The sequence below is a fragment of the Natrononativus amylolyticus genome (assembly GCF_024362525.1).
GTDB lineage: Archaea > Halobacteriota > Halobacteria > Halobacteriales > Natrialbaceae > Natrononativus > Natrononativus amylolyticus.
In genome coordinates this window covers 469,958-490,246 of record NZ_CP101459.1, presented here as the reverse complement: position 1 = coordinate 490,246, position 20,289 = coordinate 469,958, and the positions used below count along the sequence as shown (strand labels likewise).

Genomic DNA, 20,289 nt, shown 5'->3' with positions numbered 1-20,289 from the left:
CATACAGCACACGACTCACCAATCCCAGCGAGGGACGTGGTTGTCTGGGAGCAATTCTGCGACAGCAGACTATTTCGATGGTATTTTTCCCCACTAGGAGGTAGAAATTTATGTGTGGGGCGTGTGTCCGATAGCCATGGACGAGATGCTGAGCGGCGAGTTGCTGGACAGGTCCGTAGTGACGACCGACGGAACGACGATCGGCTCGCTCACTGACGTGACGATCGACCAGCGAAGCGGCGAGCTCCTGGCGCTCGTCGTCGAGTCCCGCCGCGAGGCGATACCCGACACCATCACCTGCGAACGAACCGACCGGGGGACCGTCCACATCCCGATCGGCGAAGTCGACTCGATACGCGACCACATCGTCATCGGTCGACGGAAGGACCGCCCCACCGCCTAAGCAGAGCCTGAACGACGACGTGACGTCGGTTACGCCCTCCACGGCGGGCTCAGACGGTCGGCACTCGAGTTCTCGCTCGAGCTGTCGTCGGGGTCGAGGCCGACGGTCACGTCGCTGTCGTTCTCGACGGTGAGCGACTCAGTCGCGTTCTCGTAGCCGTCGGCGCCGACGTCGAGGTCCCACCAGCCACAGACCGCCTCGAGAGTCGCACTCCCGTTGTCGTCGGTCTCGACGGTTGGGAGGGCGGCGGTTTCGGTGTGGTTGAACAGCTCGAGACTGCCGCCGACGGTTGCGTTCCCGAGCGATTCGTTGGCCTCGGCGTCGCGGATCTCGACGTCGAGCCGGCACTCGCCCGGAAGCGGTACGCCGGCGACGTCGATCTCCGCCGGAGTCTCCTCGACGGTGAATACGGTCGACTCGTTCGTCTGGTTCGGTCGAGCTGGAAGTTCGGTGGCGGTCACGGCGTACTCGCCCGGTGAAACTCCTTCAAGGAGGATCTCACCCTCCTCGTCGGTCGTATTGGGGTGGTCGTCGGTGGCGTTCGTCTCGACACCGGCGTGCAGCGGATCGCCCGTCTCGGGATCGACGACCCGCAGGCGGACCTCTCCGGCGTCCTCAAGCGGCGTGAGACTGACGGTGAACGCCGAATCGCCGTCGTGACTGTACTCGAAGCGGACCGGGGCGTACGCCTCGTGGGTGAGTTCGATCTCGTAGTCCGTGTCGACGACGGCGGCCGAGAAGCGTCCGTCATCGTCGGTCTCACCGCTGAACGCCGACTCGTTGTCCTCGCCGTCGGACTGCGCTCCGGAGACCGCAACGTCCGGAACCGGTTCGTCGGCGTCGTCGACGACCTCGATGACGAGCGTCGACTCGCCGGTGGTCGGCGAGTCCGATCCGTTGGTGTCGTTGTCGACGGGGGCGCCACAGCCCGCCGTGAGTACACAACAGACGACCACGGCGAACCCGAGCGTTCGAAGGCGAGAGGCCATGCGAGGTCAAGGCGTTGTACGAGAACGAGTAAAATCATTTTGCTGCCCGAACGTATCATCGGTCCAATACTAAAACCGATGGGTGTCCAGGTGGGAGGGGGTCGTCCACCTGTAGATCTCGCAGAGAAGTCGTCTCGCGACCGACTTCCTGTCAGCGGTTCTACCAAAGTCTCTTTTTCCAGAGTAACATTCATTACCGATGGTTACTGAATGACATCTGCCGGAGGACTACACTCGTGGTGCCGTTACCCACAGTCGAACGGAAGTAGGTGGTGGTTGTCCTCCCGTTCGCGGGACCGTTGACTCCTCTCGACGGGCGAGTCACTCGATTCCGCACGTTCTAGACGGTCACAGGAGAGCCAACGGAAAACTCCATATTGGATTTCTGGTATATACGATAGCAATCGGGAAGTAGACGCCCACAAGCCGGTGATATCGGGAAACCAGTATCCAGTGCAAGGGTTCGAAATTCGCCAAACACTCGTTACAATTCGCCTGAAGTCCCGGCAACACGTCGAGAGCGTACCCACCTTCAATATACACTCGCCTCCTGAGGTCGAGTGCCCGAAAGGGTATCAGAGGCACGCGTGACATATAGCCTCGGTCGACACTGACACCACCACCACCGATCCACGTCGTGGTTCCCCACACCCCTTTTCCCACGCATTCCCTATTACCCCGAAAGCGACGCGATCGGCTTCTTACTCGACCTCGAGTCGGATCGCACTCGCCGGCGGCTTCTCGAGGATTACCTCCAGGTGCGTTCCGCAATGTGGACAGATCGTGTGCGTCAGGATGCCCTGTGGCGTCACTTCGGGGTCGGCGATCGATCGGATATCGCTGAACCCGTTGGCCAATACCTCCTCGCAACACGGATACTGAATTTTTACGATTTTTTGATCTGTTTTCATGATAACACCTCTATGAGTATAAGTTTGGTAGGACTTTCAGCATATAGAATAAGAACGTTCGGGTGAACACACTCGCTCTTTATTACCCCTCTGATACCAAAGTGATTGAGGAGGGTCATGAACGTATCTACACAGATAATATCGATGGCGCCTCTCGGGTCTGACCGTCCGGTCCCGTCGTCGCAGGGGGTGAAAACGACCCTCCCCCCGTACCATGAGCACGGTTCGGTCGCGGTGTGAGACGTGTCCGGCGGCGGGACGAGGGCGCCGGACAGGCTCGCTGGGGGCTCGTCGTCAGGGGCACCCCGGCCGCACGTGCTCGTTGGACCGGGTCACGTACATACTCACCGATGGTTATCAGTTATAGAAATAGGTCGAATCAATAGTTGTATGAACTCGAGTAGCGGCCCGAAACGCACCCCCTCACGAAATCGAGACGGTATCTCTCTCCGGCAGTCAACTCCCGGACTCCTGTCCGATAAACGGTCTCGCAACCGGTACAGTTCCTGGTGGGGTGGGTCAACGCGGTCTCCGTCGACTGCGAGTTCAGCGTACCGACCGCGGCCGTGACGGGCAATTTCGACGGCCCGGATGACTCGAGCGGGAAGCGACACGCCGGTGCCGGCCATCGGTTTTTACGTGCCGGCGGTGGCACACCCGCGTATGGAGTACGTGACCGTCGATGGAACGGACGTCCCGGCGCTCGGCTTCGGCACCGCACGGATGGATAGCTACGACGAACGGTATCGGGCCGTCGAAACGGCTCTCGAGGCCGGCTACCGTCACCTCGACACCGCCCAGACGTACGGCAGCGAGGAAGCCGTCGGCGACGCGATCGCAGACGCCGACGTCGACCGCGAGGACCTGTTCGTCACCACGAAACTCGCCGAGGGGAACCGCAACCGCGAGGCGGTCCTCGAGTCGACGGCGGAGAGTCTCGAGCGTCTCGGCACCGAGTACGTCGATCTGTTGTTGATCCACGCGCCCAACGACGCCGTCGACCACGAGGAGACCCTGCGTGCGATGAACGAACTGCAGGGCCAGGAGGCCGTCCGGCACATCGGCGTCAGCAACTTCTCGGTCGACCAGACCAGGGAGGCGATCGCACACTCGGAAGCGCCGATCCTGACGAATCAGGTCAAGTACCACCCCTACGAGTCACAGGCAGATCTCCTCGCGTTCTGTCTCGAGGAGGACATCGTGCTCACCGCGTACAGTCCGCTCGCCATTGGCGACGTCGTGGGTGACGAGACGCTCGAGGAGATCGGCGACCACTACGACAAAACCGCCCCGCAGGTGGCACTCAGGTGGCTGCTCCAGCAGCCGCTGGTCGCACCGATCCCGATGTCGTCTTCGGGCGACCACATCCGCGAGAACTTCGACGTCTTCGATTTCGAACTCTCAAGCGACGAGATGCGCGAGATCTTCGACCTGCAGGGAGGCCTTTCGGACGACCTCGCAGAGCAGCTCGAGCTGTAGTGGCGCCACGCGGGTTCGAACGAGAAGCCGCTCGCCGGTGTCGGACCGCAACGGTCGTGACGGCACAGTGGTGAGCGCTTATCAGTCTCGAGCATGTTCACGGATGCATGACTGAACTCGCAGTCGAACGAGTTCGCGTGGAGGCGCCCGACCGGGCGTTTCTCGAGCACCTCCGCGACCGCCTCGAAGCCGAGTTCGAGGGGATCGAACGCGCGACTCTCGAGGCGCCGGCCGCGGAGACGACGGGTGCCGAACCGATCGTCGCGACGCTCGTGATCGCGTTCGCCTCCCCGCTCGTGGGGCGAGTCGGCGAGCAGATCGGCGAGATCATCGCCGAAGAGATCGACACCTGGTACCGAGAACGCCGGGCGGAGGCGGACGCGGTACGGGTCACGGAGACGAAAATCAGCATCGACGAGTGATCGCCATCCCCGTAGATGAATCATCAGTGTGTGAACTACCGATCAGCACCGCGCGAGACCTCTCAGCCGACGGACTTCCGGTTCGGCTATAATTGGGTACTGGCCGCGAGTTCGTCCGGCGAACTACTAGCACACGAATATACAAGTTAATCGTGATGTTTATCAGCCTTCCGATACTGAGACTGTCAATGGATCCACTACGACGGAACTACCATCGTGTGGCGTCGGTTATCGAGAAGTGGACCGTAATCGCCACCCAGCTCGCGGGGTTCGCGTACAGGGAGCGCCAGAAACCGACAGCCGGGATTCCCTATACACAGCGACTCTCGCTGATCAGAAACGGATTCCATTCGACGCGGACACGAGACTACGACCTCGAGCGGTACGACTTGTCCGCGTATCTGCCCGATTTTTCGGGGGCGGTCTCGCCGGGGCAGTTAGCCGGTTCGGATGCTGCAATCGCGATGAACAAGCTCACGTTCCACCAGATACTCACTGACCGCTACGAAGACGCCATTCCGACGGTGTATGGCGTGATCCACAACGGGACGGTTCGAGCGGAAACGGGAGCGGTTCTCACCGACGACTGTGTCGGTTGGCTTCGAGAACAGCTCCACCGTCACGAGAGACTCGTGTGCAAGCCGGTTACGGGTGTCGGAGGTGCTAACGTGTACGTTCTCGAACGATCGGACGACGGCCCAGTCGTAAACGGGAGGGAACTGTCACTGACTACACTGGTCGATCAATTTGGCTCGCAGACGACCTATCTGGTCAACGAGTTCGTCGACCAGGCAGAGTACGCCGAGACGATCTTCCCGGACGCGACGAATACGATTCGAGTGATAACCCTCCGCGACGTCACAACCCAGGAACCGTTCGTAGCACGAGCGATCCATCGGTTCGGGGTTGCGGCGTCAGCACCGGTCGACAACTGGGACAAGGGTGGGATTTCAGCCCATGTCGACATCGAAACCGGAACGATGACCACTGCCGCACAGAACACGGCATCTGGGATTCGATGGCTCGAGGACCACCCCGAAACTGGCGCTCCGATCACCGGGATATCGATCCCACGGTGGGACCGTCTCCGTGAGGAGATTACGACGATAGCAGCACACCTCCAGCAACTGCCGCTGGTCGGGTGGGATATCGTCATCACCGAGGACGGCTATGCGGTACTCGAGGGAAACATCCGCCCGACACACGAGATGATGCAGATTCACGAGCCGTTTCTCACGGACACACGTGTTCGGGAGTTCTTCGACTATCACGGGGTCATCTAGGACCGAAGTGGGACGGCTTCGGGGCGTCACGGTCGACTAGTGTATTAGCGACCGACTGCAGTACGGAGATTATCGGGCTCAACGAGCCCGGTGAGAAGGCACAACCCACCCCAGATACCGACACCGAGAGCGACGACACTGATCAGTGAGACGAGTCCCGATATCTGTCTCGAGAGGGGGAAAATTACGACGAACATCGCACCCGACACCGCCGTAATGTGAGCGACGTTGAACGCGACTCGCTGCCAGGGAATCGAGAGCTCTCGATTCATTAGAAACACGTTGAGGGCCGCATAGACGCTATAGGAGCCCGCAGTCGCCACCGCCGCACCCGCAACGCCGTATCGCGGGATCAACAGGAGGTTCAACCCGAAGTTCACCAGTGCGACACCGCCTTTAACGATCGCGCGCAGTTTTGCCTTCCCGAGATAATCGAGCCCGCTGCTGGTCACGAACGTGACCGTCTGAGCGACGAGATAAATAGCGAGGAGCTGGACAACTATTTCACCGCCGGCGTACTCGGCACCGAATACCGTTACCACCAGTGGACCGGCGACGGCGATCAATCCGAGTGCAGCAGGGATGTACAGGAGAAACACGTTCCGCAAGGAGGTCGCGTACAGTTCGGATGCTTTCTCGCGGTTCCCTTTGGCACACTGTTCTGAGAAACGGGGGGCGACAGTGAAGCCGAGCGACTCCGCTGGTTTCTGAGCGAAGTGGATGATCTGTTTGCCAACGACGTACTGGCTGACCGCAAACGGCGTCAGGAGCGCGCCGATCAGAACCGTATCGACGTGTTTGATGAGCACGTCGCTGCTGGTCGTAAGCGAGAGTGGGAGTGAGTACTCGAGAATCCGCCGGCCGAGTCCGGGATCGACGGACGTTGCGAGCTCATACCGTCCCGCAGAGCGAACCAGCAAGATGACGCCGACTATCCCAGCCAGCATTGCACTCAAGATGTACCCCACGAACGCACCGATGGCGTTGAATCCCAAGAGGACCGCACCGATCGCGAGAACCGGCCGTGCAATACCATCGAGACCCGTGGTGAGGGCACTGTGTTCGATTCGACGAAACCCCTGCAGTGTTCGACGCGAAAAACCCAGAATACCGGCGGAAACGACGTACGCGACACCGAGGACAAGAAACGGCTCGAGGCCTGGCTCATCGAGGAGGACGGCTATCTCGGAGCGGAACACGACGAGGACGATCGAGACGATCCCGATCGTAACCGCATTGATGAACGCCGCATAGCGAAGGATGTGGCGAATCTGGGAGGTGTCTGTCTGTTCGTATTCGCTGATGTACCGGGCTGCTGATCGGGCGGTTCCGAGGTTCCCTAAGAGAGTGACCATCGAGAAAAAGGAGATCGCAAAGAACAACAGCCCGTAGGCGTCTGCGCCGAGTAATCGCGCGAGTGCAACGGTCAAGAGGCCGCCGGCGAGAACCTGAACGATTCGAGTGAGAAGGTCCGCTCGAAATCCCGACGCGATCTTCTCAGAGAGCGACATCTACTGATACCAGCCGAGAGGGCGCTATGTATCTATTGATCTCCGAAGGTCGATTCGACCCACCGTCTGTGACGAACCGAGATGAGGACGGGAACGGACTCGAGGTCGAGAATCTTCGCAATCGAGAGTCGATGACGGCCCTCGACGAACAGGAACTCGCCGGTGCGACCCACGTCGACGCGGATCTCGTTTCCGAGGTTCGAAAGAAACCACCGTTGCCGTCCCGAGGCGAGATCAGCCTGTGTTCGGTACCCCGTGTCGCGAATCGATGCGAATAACCGATCGAGATTCGCCCCTTTTCGAAGGATGTCGTCTCGAGATGAACAGCCATTCCAGACGGAGTCACATTCGCCGGCCTCGAGACTCGAGATAAACTGCTGGATTAACTCGATTTCCGTCCAGGGCGTTTTGTCTTCGAAGCGTGCGACGAGCGCCCGGTGTAACGGCGTCTCCTCGAAACGCGGACGATAGTAGAACGCCGGATCAGAACCTCGATACAGCGGACTCATCGGAAGTTCCTCGAGCGAGGGGGGACAATCCCACTCACCCCCCCTCACCGACCCGACCCGGGTTCGCCATCCCTTCCACGGCGGATACGCCCGCCCGGTGAGATGTGTTATGTCGGCGGGATTGACGGGGTGGAGTTCGTACGGATCGATCGTCGAGTCGTAGCGTTCGATATCCGTCGTCCGTGCCGATCGGTAGAACGCCTCACCGGCAGCCTGAGCGACAGTCGGTGAGTAAGGGTGATCGACGAGAACTTTGGCACCAACGCGCCAGGCGAACTCGCGAGCGCCCTGGCGCCGGTAAATCTGAATCGCATCCACCACTGATGCCGGCAACACCACCGCAGAAACCCGAGATGCCATCATTTAGTTAACTGTCAATCGTTGGTATTGCACATAAATCGCCGGATTCTGAAACGACATTCGCTACTTTATTGACGCACAGCCAAGACACTCACGTGTGCATCTCTCTCGGGCAGTGCGCGACCAACCGCTCACTTGGGCTCTCATAGCGGGTGTCTTCCTGTTCATCAACGCGCCCAGCGTAAAAATATTCACCGTACAGGGCCCGTATATCAACGTCCTCGCATTCGGATTGATCGGGGGAGTGTTCACTCTACGCCTCACCCGCGGCAGCTACGAACTCACGGACCGACAGGGTATCGCAGCAGGGATGATCGGAGTCGCGTTCGTGTTGATCGTTGTCCCGGAGTATCTCGGAATACGAACTGGAACGACAGCGAGCATCGATAACGTCGTAAGCTTACTGCTGATACTCGGGACAACACTGGCTCTGCTCGGTGTTACCCGACGCAGCGAAATCCGACTCTATCTCGCCTTCCAGGTCGTTTGGGCAGCGTTCGTGAGTGCGACCCTGCTTCTCGGCGTGGCCGACCCACGCGGACACGACGTCTACCACTACAACACTGTCAGCGTTCCCATTGCGCTGGGCTTGTGTGTCGTTATCGGCTATCTCGTTCACCCGACGGTAACGCTTGCACGATGGCAGCGATTCGGGTTGATTGGAGCGCCAGCGATCGGGCTTCCGGCGCTCGTTAGTCAGCACGGACGGAGTGCGTACGTCGGCCTGTTTGGTGCGACCGTCCTCGCAGTGATCCTGATTTCGCTCACTCGCTCCCGCGAACTGGCGGTCCGAACCCTCGTTCGAGCGACGGCAGCCCTCGGTATCGGTATCGGTGCGCTTTTGGTGTTGATCCGACTGGGATTTGTCTCGCGGTTGTTCGTCGATCGGATGACCTCACTGTTCACCGACATCACGTCGCTCGGACGGTTCGAACTCTACGCCACAACCGTCGAGAGGATCCTCAGTACACCGTTGGGCCACGGTCTGGGCGCGTTCGATCAGATCTCAGTACACTCGTATCCCCACAACCTCTTCCTCCACGCCGCGTTCGCCGGTGGCGTAATCGCAGGAGTACTGTTTTTCGCCGGTGTTTCGATATTGGTCGTGGAGTACCTTTACGCGTTTTTCGAAACACCGACAGCGCCCGTACTGGCGCTCGGCTTGATCAGCGCATACCTTCTCTTTACGTTCTCGATTTCGTATTCGATCACACACACGTATATGGTGTTCACGGCGCTGGCGATGGCCGCCGGCCTCTCATCGAAAGGGAGAATACTTGATTTGCGTCCCCTGACGGACCGGCTATATCATCTCGGCTTGCCGGGGACGAAGCAGTGACCACTACTACGAAGAGGATTTCCGGATCGCCGTATGAAAGGGTCTAATCGAAACGGCGACTATCTTCGATTGCCTCATCGGTTGTACTACAGAAAAAGAGCATCCGTGCCCCATCGAACACCGGAGTCGGTACTCTCTTGTACCAACGTCTACATCCCTCCCTTGGTGTTCGACATTCCTCGAGCCGACCGCGGTCGACGGCGACAACTCGCCCGATGACCGGAGTGCCATCGTCGGACAGACGGACGTCGACGTGGCTGATCATCCTCGGGATCGTCCTGGTCTCGCTGAACCTTCGACCGGCGATCGTCTCCGTCGCTCCGCTACTCGACGTGATCCGGACGAGCCTCGAGTTGAGCAGCGCGGCGGTCAGCCTGCTGACGACGGTGCCCGTGATGCTCATCGGCGTCTTCGCGCTGTCGGTGCCGCTGGTCGTCTCCCGACTCGGATACGGGGGCGGCGTTCGCTTAGGGGTGGTCCTGATCGGACTCGGGACCGCGGCCCGTCTCGGCGGCGAGTTGCTGTCGGTGCTGCTCGTGACGACGCTGCTCGTCGGCATCGGCATCGGGATCACGCAGGCGCTGTTGCCGCCGATCGTGAAACTGTACTTTCCGGAGCGCGTCGCCTTCGGAACCGGCCTGTACACGGTGAGCCTCACCGTCGGCGCGACGCTGGCCTCGGGGACGACGGTTCCGCTCGAGCGAGTACTCGACTCCTGGCCCGGTGCACTGGCAGTGTGGGCGGTTCTCGCGGGCATGGCGCTGCTCGCATGGCGGCCGGTCCGCCGCGGTCTTACCCGAAATCCGCCACCGTCGAACGCCTCGGCGACGTCCCATCCGACCAGGTCACAAGGTCTGTGGCGACACCCCTTTGTCTGGACGCTCACGCTGTTTTACGTGTTCAACACGGCGCTGTACTACTCGATGCTGACGTGGCTCCCGCCGCGGTACATCGCGTTAGGGTGGTCGGAAACGGCGGCGGGGTTGATCCTGACGGTGTTCATCGTCGCCGGCCTCGGTGGAATGCTTTTGATCACGATCGCCGGCGACCGAACCGCAGACCGACGCCACTGGCTCGGTCCCGTGATCGCGCTCGCGCTCGTCGGCACCGTGGGAGTAACGGCCGTCCCGGACGTCGCCCCGTGGTTCTGGGCTGCGTCGCTCGGGTTCGGCGTCGGCGCGTGGTTCACGCTCATGTTGATGCTCCCAGTCGACTACACCGCGAGCAGCGAAGCGACGAGTCGACTCAGCGCCGTCGCCATCGCGGGCGGATACGTCATCGGCGGTGCGGCCCCGTTCGCGGTCGGCTTGCTCCGTGACCTGTACGGTGGGTTCACCGTCCCGTTCGGCGGACTCACCGCGTTCATCGTCCTTGCACTGGTGCTGAGCGTTCGGTTTCGGCCGGATCGAAACCCCGGCCTGGGGTGAACTCTCGCCCCGAAGCAGGCCGTCCGGCTCGTAGGGGACACCGTCAAACGGTATCGGTGTATCGAGTACTGGGGGGGTCTCGAGCCACTGGCGCTCGAGCAGTCAGACATCTAGTATCCATTGGTCACTAGAATGAATAATTCCCAGTGATTATTTCCGGTGAGCGTAAGTTTATTATACTGACATACATGGTCGATCCATGGGAGCATGACACAAAGGTAACATAGTTCGGTAAGCAGGGGACAGCGGATCTTTACCTGACGTAAGGCGGGTAGAGGCAAACACATATCACACCACCAGAAACATCTATGGCAGATACACGCGATCAGATTCGAGCTGCACTCCTCGCGCTCGTGATGGTGCTGTCGGTCGTTGCGATGGGGACCGGCGGCGTCACCGCTAGCGCAGATGCAGACGCAGACATCGAGGCTCAGCAACCGGCGCCCGATGTCGAACCAGCCGTACAGCAAGAGAGCACCGACGCGGAGACGTCGGAAACCGAGACACACGTCGACCCGGCCCTCGAGGAAGCGGAGGGGACCGAGCAAGTCTACTTGATCTTCGATCAGTACGACGAGGGCGTCGCAGACGACCGCGAGCGCGCAATCGCCCAGCTCCAGGAGTACGCCGAGGAGTCACAGGCGACCGCTCGCCAGGAGATCGCCGCCATCGAGGGCATCGAACTCGTCAACACCTACTGGATCACCAACGCGATCCGGGCCGAAGTCGACGCCGACACCGTCGACATCGAGGAGCTCTCGGCGATCGAGGGGGTCCACACCATCCAAATCCGGCCGGAGTACACGATTCCGGAGCCGGTCGGTGACGAGGAAGAAGAGACGCCCGGCATCTTTCAGGACGGTGAGTTCACCTACGGGTTAGAGCAGATCAACGCCTCCGACACCTGGGACGACTTCGGGACCCAGGGCGAGGACGTCAAAGTCGCCGTCCTCGACACCGGCTTCGACGTCAGCCACCAGGACCTCGACCTCTACACCGAGGACGCTGACGACCCGACGTACCCGGGTGGCTGGGTCGAGATCGGCCCCGACGGTGAGCCCGTCGAGGACTCCGAACCCTACGACACCCACTACCACGGCACCCACGTCGGCGGCACGGTAGGGGCGAACGCCCCCGCCGACGGCGACGTTCCCGCCTACGGGGTCGCGCCGAACGTCGATCTCCAGCACGCGCTCGTGTTGCCGGGCGGCTCCGGCGCCGACTCGGACACGATCGCCGGCTTCGAGTACGTCGTCGAGGAGATGGACACAGACGTCGTCAGCATGAGCTTCGGCGCCGGCTGCGGCCTGTTCGGCCCCGTCTACGAGGACGCCTGGATCCCGGTCATCCAGAACGCCCACGATCTCGACGTCCTCGCGGTCACCTCCTCGGGTAACTCCGGGGAGGGCTGCGTGGGCTCGCCCGCGAACATCTACGACTCGTTCTCGATCGGCGCCTCCGACGAGAACGGCGACATCACCGACTTCTCGAGCGGCAACACCATCGCGGGCGACAACTGGGACAACCCGGACCCCGACTGGCCCGACGAGTGGATCAAACCGGACGTCTCCGCCCCCGGCGAGGACGTCCTGAGCGCGATGCCCGACGACGAGTACGACACACTCTCGGGCACTTCGATGGCCGCCCCGCACGTCGCGGGCACCATCGCGCTGATGCTCTCGGCCAACGACGACCTCACCGCCGAGGAGATCCAGGACACCCTCGAGGAGACCGCCTGGAAACCCGACGACTGGGACGAACCCGGTGACGAAAAGGACGTCCGCTACGGCTACGGCATCATCGACGCCTACGCCGCCGTCGACGAAGTCGGCGTCGGCGCCCTCGAGTACGACCTCGGGGACGTCAACCAGGACGAGACGGTCAACGTCCAGGACGTCCAGTTGATGCAGCAGTACCTCCAGGACATGGAGCCCGAGAACTTCAACGAGGACCTCGGCGACATGAACCGCGACGGCGAGATCACCACGACCGACCTCAACCTGCTGCAGTACAAGGTCCAGGGCAACCTCGACGAGGGCGAGATCGCCGTCTCGAACCTCGACGGTCCCGACGAGGTCGACCAGGGCGACGAGCTCGAGGTCACGGTCGATCTCGAGAACCTCGGCGAGGAGGGTGCGATCCAGGAGATCGCCCTCTACATGAACGACAGTGCCGACGACCTGGGCGAGGGCGAACCCGTCGCCACCGAAGTCGTCGACATGGCCGCCCCCGGCGTCGACGATCCGGTCGACCACCCGGCGGAGACGACGATCACCTTCGAAGTCGACACGAGCGACTTCGAACCCGGTGAGTATCACTACGGCGTCTACTCAGAGGACGACTCCGACACGGACGAGTTGACGATCGTCTCGGCGCACTTCGACGTCTCGAACCTCGAGGCCCCCGACGAGGCCGACCGGGGCGAGGAGATCGAGGTGAGCGCCGACGTCGAGAACACGGGTAACACCGACGACACCCAGACCGTCGAGTACCGCTTCGACGACCTGGACGAGCCGGTCCACACCGAGAACGTCACGCTCGACCCCGGCGAGGAGACGACCGTCGAGTTCACCCTCGACACGAGTGACATCGGCGAAGGCACGTACGACCACGGCGTCTTCACCGAGGACGACTCGCAGACGACCACCGTCACGATCCTCGAGGCACAGTTCGACGTCGAGATCACCGACGCGCCCGAGACGGTGAGTATCGGCGATACCTACGACGTGAACGCCACCGTCGAGAACACCGGCGACGCGCCGGACGGCCAGGAGATCGTCTACGACCTCGGCGCCGCCGGCGGCGACGTCGCCGTCGTCGACGAGGAGAACTACCACGACGGCGCGCTCGTCGACGTCCTCGAGGCGCATCTCGACGAGGACGCCTACGAGGTCGACCTACTCGAGGCCGACGAACTGCTCGACTCGATGGACGAGTACGACACGTTCGTCGTCCAGCGTCTCGGCAGCGACGACCTCGCCGAGGACTTCCTCGACGCGCTCGAGGACGACCAGGGCGCAGTCTACCTGGACTCCTACCAGGGCGGCACGGCCCAGGCGTACGCCGACGGCGTCTACCGCCTGCACAACGTGCGCGAGAACCCCGGCGAGCGCGACGAAGACGCGACCGCAACCGACGGCGAACCCGTCACGATCGACGTCCACGAGGATCACCCGATCTTCGCGGGCGTCGGCTCGGCGGGTGACACCGTCGAAGTGTACTCGGGCTCCACTACGTGGGGCGCGTGGTTCGACGACTACGACGGCACCGTGCTGGCGGACGCCGACTTCTCCGCCGGCGACGACGGCGTCCACGAAGGACCGTCGATCGCCGTGAGCGACGACGGCACGGAGGTGCTGGCGACGGCCATCGCCCGTGACTTCTTCACCGACGAGGAGTCGTTCACCGACGACGGTAACCAGCTGTTCGCCAACGCCGTCGAGTACGCGACGACCGGCAGCGTCACCCACGACGCCGAGGCGATCGAGAGCTCGGAGTACGTCGAACTCGAGCCGGGCGAGAGCGCGGACCTCACCTTCACGTACACCGTGCCGGCAGACGCAGAAGCCGGCGACGCGAGCCACATCGTCGCCAGCGAGGACGACCAGGATCTCGCACCGGTGACGATCGAAGACGCGACGACCGGCGACGTCGTCGGGACGGTCTACGCCGACGACACGGGCGACCCGATCGAGAACGCGACCGTCGAACTCGAGGCGAACAACGAGACGTACGCTGACGTCACCGACGACGACGGCGCGTACGCCCTCGAAGGTGTTCCCGCCGGCGAGTACGAGATCACCGTCACCGCAGACGGCTACGAGGACCAGACCGACACCGTCGAGGTGCCCGAAGGCGACACCGTCACCCAGGACTTCTGGCTCGACGCCGAGACCGAATCCGGCGCCATCAGCGGCGAGGTGACCGCCAGCGACGACGGCGCACCCGTCGAGAACGTCACGATCGTCGCCGAAAACGACGTCGGGGAGGTCTACGAGGCGACCACCGACGCCGACGGCGCGTACACCCTCGAGAACCTCACGCCAGGGACGTACGTCGTGAACGTCGCGGACGTGCCGCCGGGCTACCAGCCCGACGAGATCGTCTCCGTCGGCCCCGGCGAACACGTCGAGGGCGTCGACTTCGAGGTCGACCGCACCGACGGTGCAATCGACGGCTACGTCACCAACGCCGCCGGCGTTCCCATCGAGGGCGCCCACGTCCTCGACGCCGACGACGGCGCGTTCAACGTGACGACCGACGACGACGGCTACTACGAGATCGAGGACGTCACCCCCGGCACGCACGCGCTGCGCGCGGTCGCCGACGGCTACGACGACTCACACATCTCGTTCGTCGACGTCGACCCAGGCGAGACGACCACCGAGAACCTCACCCTCGGCACCTACTTCGAGGTGAGCGATCTCGAAGCGCCGGACTCCGCCGCGCAGGGCGAGGAGATCACCGTCAGCGCGACGGTCACGAACGTCGGCGAGCAGGAAGACACCCGCACGGTGTTCTACTTCCCGCCCGGAACCGACTTCGGCACCGACGTCATCGACTACGAACCCGAACAGGCGCAGACGGTGACCCTCGAGGGCGGTGAATCGACGACCGTCGAGTTCACCTACCAGATCCCCGAGGACGAAGAGACCGGCGACTCGCTCCACGGCGTCTCCGCGGACGAGGTCGAAACAGCGCCGATCACCATCGAAGCCGCCGCCGATCCCGAACCGGCGTACTTCGAAGTCAGCGAGATCGACGGCCCCGAGTCCGCCCAGGCGGGCGACGACCTCGCCGTCGACGCCACGATCACCAACACCGGCGACGAGACCGACGAGCAGACGATCTTCCTCTTCTGGGACGGTGCCGCCGAGGAAGTCGACGAGTATCCACCCGAAGAACTCCGTGAAGTCGTCGGTCCGGACTCGATGCAGACGATCACCCTCGAGGGTGGCGAGTCCGAAACCGTCACGCTGACGCACGCGATCGACGCCGACACCGAGCCCGGAACCTACCAGTACTCGGTGTCGACGCTCCAGGAGACCGACGACGCACAGATCGAGATCGAAGACGACAATCACGCCGTGATCCCGCCGATCGACATCGGGAACGCCGTGATCCCGCCGGCCGCCTCCGGAGTCATCTCCGTCGTCTTCGGCTAGGCGACCCGATACCCTTTTTTGTCGTAGCGTCGCGGTGACGGAGTTTGAGACGAAGACCGGTACAGCTCAGGCCCGTTCAAATCGCCGTACGAACCGCCTCGAGCAGCGTTTCCGGGCCGTCAGCGTCGTACACGTTCGCCACCGGGACGTCGGAATCGGCGCCGACGTCGTCGGCGTCACCCCACGTCGAGAGCGCGGCGACGGTCGCCTCCGAGAGGTGCTCGATCGCTTCGATCTCGCTGTCGACGCCGGCGATCGGCCAGCCGTCGAAGTGGGTCCGCTCGTCCCGGTCGGGATCGTCGACCAGCACGACGGCGTCGGGCCAGGCGCCGTGGAGAACCGAGAGCGTCACACCCGAGTACGCGCGGTGGGTGAGTGCGGCCTGGCCCTCGACGAAGACGATGTCGTGATCCTCGGCGACGGCGACGACGAGATCCTCGACGACGCCGGCGGTGAAGTCCGCGGGCACGCGGTCGATCACGACCCCCCGGTGAGCGCCGACCATGATGCCGGTTTGCCCGGTCGCGACCCACCCCGCATCGAGACCGGCCTCGCGGGCGGCGCGGTACAGTTCGAACGTCGTCGTCCGCTTGCCGACCGCACAGTCGGTTCCCATCGTCACGACGATGTCGGCGTCGACGTCGTCGACGCGGCCGTCGCCGACGCGAAGCGCGTCCTCCTCAGGGGGCTTTCGCACGTCGAAGAGGCGAACGCCGCACTCCTCGGCGAGTTCGGCCCACTCCTCACGGTCGGAGAGGAAGACGTGCAGGCCCGAGACGACGTCACACCCCGCCCGCATCGCCGTCCGGATGTCGTCGATCCACGACTCGGGGAGGTCGCCGCCGGCGGGGGCGACGCCGATCACCAGCGCCTCGGCCTCCGGCGCTTCCGAGAGCGCCGCCTCCGTCGAGTCGACGATCGGAACCGACGGGACGTCCGGTCGCGCGAGCACCGCATCGGTCGTCGACCCGGCCTGCGCGGAGTCGACGACGGCCGCGGTCTCGAAGATCTCGCTGTGCATCACGACGCCGTTTGCCGTTTTACCGCCGGTTGTACCGAACTCCCCCTCCGCGAGGACGATCGCCGATACCGGTGTATCGAAGGCATCTCGAAGGTTCATACCCGCCCCTTTCGTGGCCAGGGAAAAAACGATACCAGTTTCGCTTCGAGGCAGTCGGCGGAAAACTGATCAGAATCGACGAGACAACAGTGGAGCGCACTGTCGTGACGTCGTGATAGATTAAGAAAATATATGTGTGTTGACCAACAACTGGATGGTAAGCAAAACGGTATTCGGCATCGAACCGTCACCACGACTGCTGAACGACCGCCGCCGACCGACCGACGAACCAGGTTCGTCGGGAGTCTCGGCGACGGTACCTCCCCTCCCGCAAATCCACGACCTGGTCCCCATGCACACTCCGTTAACGGCACTCGTCGACGTCATGCAAACTGCGCTTCAGACGGTTGGGCTCCCCGCCCTGTTCGCCGTCTTCGTACTGAAAGGCGCCCTCATCGGCAAGATCTTTCCAACGAGCGTGTTCCTCCCTGGATACGTGATCGCAACGAGGGTCAGCCTATCCGAGGCGGTAACGATCGTCCTCCTCGTCACCGTCGCACACATCCTCGGCCAACTGGTGATCTACCTCGGCGTCAGGCGCTACGACCGCTCGTTTCTCGAGCGACTGCCGTACGTCGAGGTCGACGAACAGTCGGATCGGTATCGCCGTCTCGACCAGTGGTTCGACCGGTACGGTGGGGCGGCGGTGTTCGCCACGAACGTCGTTCCCTGGAGTCGCGGACTCATCGCGATTCCCGCGGCCGTGAGTTCGTACTCGACGGCGCGATACACGCTGCACGTTTCGACGGCGACGCTGCTCTACCACGCGGTTTACGTGGGCGCGGCCATCGCCGGCGTTGCACTCGTCGTGTGATTCGTCCACCGCGGTTGCAACTCGGCGTTCTCGAAAGCTGGGGTAAGACACGGAAGCCCCCAGCAGCCGTGCAGGGAACGTAGGGTGCAACGGACTCTCCCCGCAAGTGAGAAACGATCCTCAGAGCACATGAACTTTGTCAACACCCAACACAATATCCACCCGATATTTGACGGCAATTGTTACCACCATCGGCTACTCTTCGGCTCACGAGTGCTGTCGGTGCCCCGGGGGCACCCGAGAACCGTGTCTGACGAGTTACTATATACACGTAGAATGTAGGGGGTGGATGGTAGGTGGTGGGAAACGCTTCCCACGTCGTTTCGAACGGTCTCACGCGACCGATCAGCAGACGGGGCGTCGTCTGACTTCTGACTGACTGAGCTTTATCTGCGAGAAAGACGTACACACTCACTCCCTCGACAGATGCCACCTAACACCGGTGCCGCCGACACGCTCGAGCGCGGTACTCCCGACTCGAGAACCCCCACATCCGACCGCACCCGAGACCGGGACCGTCCCGCCGACGAACCGAAACGGTGCGAACCGACGGCAGCGTCGGTCGCCATCGAGTATCGTGGCGGCCGACGCGACGAGCCCTCCCGAGAGGAGCTCCTCGAGTACAAAAACCAACAGCTACGACAGGTCACCGAGACGTACGAGCAGATCATCGCCGAGAAAGACGAGGCGTACCGGGAACTCGAGCGTACAGTCGAGGCGGACCGATCCAGCGTGCGGCAGCGACTCGGCCGTCTACTGAGCGGGTGGCTCACCCGCTGATGACGGGCGGCGGAGAGTTAGCCCGGCAGTCGACCCGCTCGCTCGAGAGCCACGAGAACGACGATCGTCGCACCGAGTAGTATCGCGGCGCTTCCGAACACCGAGTCGTACGTGTACCCCTGTTCGATGAGCGAACCGACGGCGGACGAACCGAGCGCCTGCATCAACATCCACGTCGAACTGAAGACGGCGTAGGCGCTGCCGCGCGTGGCGTCCGGCAGCGTATCGAGGAGGTACGTATCGATGGCCGGGAACAGCGCGTGGATGACGACGCCGACGATCGTGGTGACGACGATCAGCGCGAGCAGTCCTTCGACCATCGTCAGCAACAGAACGCTCACCGAGAACGCGCCGACGATCCCGAGCAGGTAGGGTATGTGCGGGAACCGGTCGGCCAGATCACCGCCGAAGAAGAACGCGGGAACGCCTGCGGCGAAGACGATGGTGAGCATCGCACTCGCTTCCCACCCGGAGAGGCCCTTCGACTGCATGTACAGTTCGTAGAAGTTGAACAGCCCCTGCCAGACGAACGACGCTGCGCCGACGATCGCCAGGGCCGTGACGATGAGCCGCCACTCCGAGAGTGCGCCCGCGACGAAGTCGCGGTCGGCCTGTCCGGCCGTGGGCATCTCGGTACTGCGCGCGGCGAGCCAGGTGTAGACCGTGATCACCGCCGCACCGATCGCGATCGCCCACAGCGCCAGCCGCCAGTCGACGAAGAGCGAGACGGCGACGAACGGGGCAGCGATCACCGCCGCGACCTGACTGGCGGCGCCGTGGATGCCGATGACGCGGCCGATCCGTTTCGGGTACAGTTCGCTCAACAGCGGGTTCGCCGAGACGAAGTACACCCCGGAGGCGATCCCCATGAGAAACGCACCGACCATGAGGTGAGAGACCGTCATCGCAGTCGCCGCGATAGCCGAGGAGATCGCGAGGATCGTTCCCGACGCGAGTACGACGTGGTGGCGCGGCACCTTCGTGAGCAACCATCCCGTGGGCAATCGCGGCGCGGCGCTCCCGATCCACGCGAGCGTGACGATGAGGCCGGCCGTCGCTTCACCGATCCCGAACTCGGCGATAAAGACGTCGAGAAGCGGCGCGAAGACGATTCTCGCGAGATTGATGAAAAAGACCAGTCCGCAGAGAGAGGCGAAGAGCCGTGCGCGAGTCACAGTCGCTCTTTCCGACACGAGACCTCAAGGATTCCGGAACGCGTCGGTGGTCTCCGCGATACCAACGGTTACAATCACGAACGAACGGAGACGAGCGCCTCTCGAGTGAGACCCACAACCTAGCGGTCGGGAACGTTGTAGTCGATGTGGACGGTCGGGGTGTCCGGCGACTCCGGGGGGGAGGCGCCGTTCCAGTCGACGAGGCGGACGTTCGCGAGCTCGCCGGAGAACCGGAATCGCTGAACGCCGGTGTCGATCGTTCCCTCGGCGGCCCGGTCGGAGACGATCGTCGCCTCTTCGGCCGGGTTCGCGCCGACCATCCGTATTCTCCCTTCGACGCTGAGTTCGTAGTTCGAGGGGACGCCGCGGCCGACGATCGTCACGAGGTTAGGAAGGGTGTCTTCGGTTGGCATACCCCGAGGACCCCGGTATTCTGGCATAAGCTTTCTTATTAGAGACGTCGGGAGGGCGTCAGAGTCGAAAGGAAGAGAGATTCGGAACCGTCTATATTGCTGTATATTCGCTCGAGACCAACTCTAGCTAGATACACGCGTTGGTAATATCCGTTGTGGTGAGTTGTATTTTCTGAAAAAACCAATCAC

The 20,289-nt window shown here is 62.6% G+C and carries 15 protein-coding genes; 9 read left to right on the top strand and 6 right to left on the bottom strand.

Annotation, left to right across the window (positions count from 1 at the left end):
- Window positions 1-136 precede the first annotated feature (136 nt).
- Window positions 137-403, top strand: a complete 267-nt coding sequence (locus tag NMQ11_RS17610; protein WP_255171006.1) for a PRC-barrel domain-containing protein — start codon at window positions 137-139, stop codon at window positions 401-403.
- Between the two features lie 29 nt (window positions 404-432).
- Here the strand turns inward: NMQ11_RS17610 and NMQ11_RS17605 are convergent, their stop codons facing one another.
- Together NMQ11_RS17605 and NMQ11_RS17600 are read right to left on the bottom strand one after the other, a co-directional pair.
- On the bottom strand, window positions 433-1,392 hold the full coding sequence (locus NMQ11_RS17605; RefSeq protein WP_255171005.1) for an MSCRAMM family protein: 960 nt from the start codon (window positions 1,390-1,392) through the stop codon (window positions 433-435).
- A 701-nt stretch (window positions 1,393-2,093) separates the two neighbouring features.
- Window positions 2,094-2,303 carry a hypothetical protein gene (locus NMQ11_RS17600; RefSeq protein WP_255171004.1) on the bottom strand — a complete coding sequence of 70 codons (210 nt, stop codon included), beginning with the start codon at window positions 2,301-2,303 and terminating at the stop codon, window positions 2,094-2,096.
- Window positions 2,304-2,966: 663 nt separating this feature from the next.
- On the opposite strand from NMQ11_RS17600, the gene NMQ11_RS17595 reads away from it, so the two are divergent.
- The 3 genes from NMQ11_RS17595 (at window position 2,967) to NMQ11_RS17585 (ending at window position 5,487) form a co-directional block, all read left to right on the top strand.
- A complete protein-coding gene (locus tag NMQ11_RS17595; RefSeq protein WP_255171003.1) occupies window positions 2,967-3,782 on the top strand; it encodes an aldo/keto reductase in 816 nt (271 codons plus the stop codon).
- Window positions 3,783-3,889: 107 nt separating this feature from the next.
- Entirely contained in the window at window positions 3,890-4,204 is a 315-nt protein-coding gene (locus NMQ11_RS17590; protein ID WP_255171002.1) for a hypothetical protein, read from the top strand.
- Between the two features lie 188 nt (window positions 4,205-4,392).
- Window positions 4,393-5,487, top strand: a complete 1,095-nt coding sequence (locus tag NMQ11_RS17585) for a sugar-transfer associated ATP-grasp domain-containing protein (protein WP_255171001.1) — start codon at window positions 4,393-4,395, stop codon at window positions 5,485-5,487.
- Between the two features lie 44 nt (window positions 5,488-5,531).
- Here NMQ11_RS17585 and NMQ11_RS17580 read toward each other — a convergent pair whose 3' ends face one another.
- On the bottom strand, window positions 5,532-6,998 hold the full coding sequence (locus NMQ11_RS17580) for an oligosaccharide flippase family protein (RefSeq protein ID WP_255171000.1): 1,467 nt from the start codon (window positions 6,996-6,998) through the stop codon (window positions 5,532-5,534).
- Window positions 6,999-7,982: 984 nt separating this feature from the next.
- Here NMQ11_RS17580 and NMQ11_RS17575 point away from each other — a divergent pair.
- The 3 genes from NMQ11_RS17575 (at window position 7,983) to NMQ11_RS17565 (ending at window position 15,798) form a co-directional block, all read left to right on the top strand.
- On the top strand, window positions 7,983-9,206 hold the full coding sequence (locus NMQ11_RS17575) for an O-antigen ligase family protein (RefSeq protein WP_255170999.1): 1,224 nt from the start codon (window positions 7,983-7,985) through the stop codon (window positions 9,204-9,206).
- Between the two features lie 215 nt (window positions 9,207-9,421).
- Window positions 9,422-10,633: an MFS transporter gene (locus tag NMQ11_RS17570; RefSeq protein ID WP_255170998.1), complete on the top strand. Its 1,212-nt coding sequence runs from the start codon at window positions 9,422-9,424 to the stop codon at window positions 10,631-10,633.
- Between the two features lie 308 nt (window positions 10,634-10,941).
- Window positions 10,942-15,798, top strand: coding sequence for a S8 family serine peptidase (locus NMQ11_RS17565; RefSeq protein ID WP_255170997.1), 4,857 nt, complete (start codon window positions 10,942-10,944; stop codon window positions 15,796-15,798).
- 76 nt (window positions 15,799-15,874) lie between these two features.
- Here NMQ11_RS17565 and NMQ11_RS17560 read toward each other — a convergent pair whose 3' ends face one another.
- Window positions 15,875-16,918, bottom strand: coding sequence for a DUF1611 domain-containing protein (locus NMQ11_RS17560; RefSeq protein WP_255170996.1), 1,044 nt, complete (start codon window positions 16,916-16,918; stop codon window positions 15,875-15,877).
- Between the two features lie 292 nt (window positions 16,919-17,210).
- Here NMQ11_RS17560 and NMQ11_RS17555 point away from each other — a divergent pair, with 292 nt between their 5' ends.
- Both NMQ11_RS17555 and NMQ11_RS17550 read left to right on the top strand, forming a co-directional pair.
- A complete protein-coding gene (locus NMQ11_RS17555) occupies window positions 17,211-17,732 on the top strand; it encodes a DedA family protein (protein WP_255170995.1) in 522 nt (173 codons plus the stop codon).
- Window positions 17,733-18,158: 426 nt separating this feature from the next.
- Window positions 18,159-18,512: a hypothetical protein gene (locus NMQ11_RS17550; RefSeq protein WP_255170994.1), complete on the top strand. Its 354-nt coding sequence runs from the start codon at window positions 18,159-18,161 to the stop codon at window positions 18,510-18,512.
- A 17-nt stretch (window positions 18,513-18,529) separates the two neighbouring features.
- Here the strand turns inward: NMQ11_RS17550 and NMQ11_RS17545 are convergent, their stop codons facing one another.
- Complete coding sequence (locus NMQ11_RS17545; protein WP_255170993.1) at window positions 18,530-19,687, bottom strand: MFS transporter; 1,158 nt, start codon at window positions 19,685-19,687, stop codon at window positions 18,530-18,532.
- A gap of 119 nt (window positions 19,688-19,806) precedes the next feature.
- A complete protein-coding gene (locus tag NMQ11_RS17540; protein ID WP_255170992.1) occupies window positions 19,807-20,100 on the bottom strand; it encodes a hypothetical protein in 294 nt (97 codons plus the stop codon).
- Window positions 20,101-20,289: the final 189 nt, after the last annotated feature.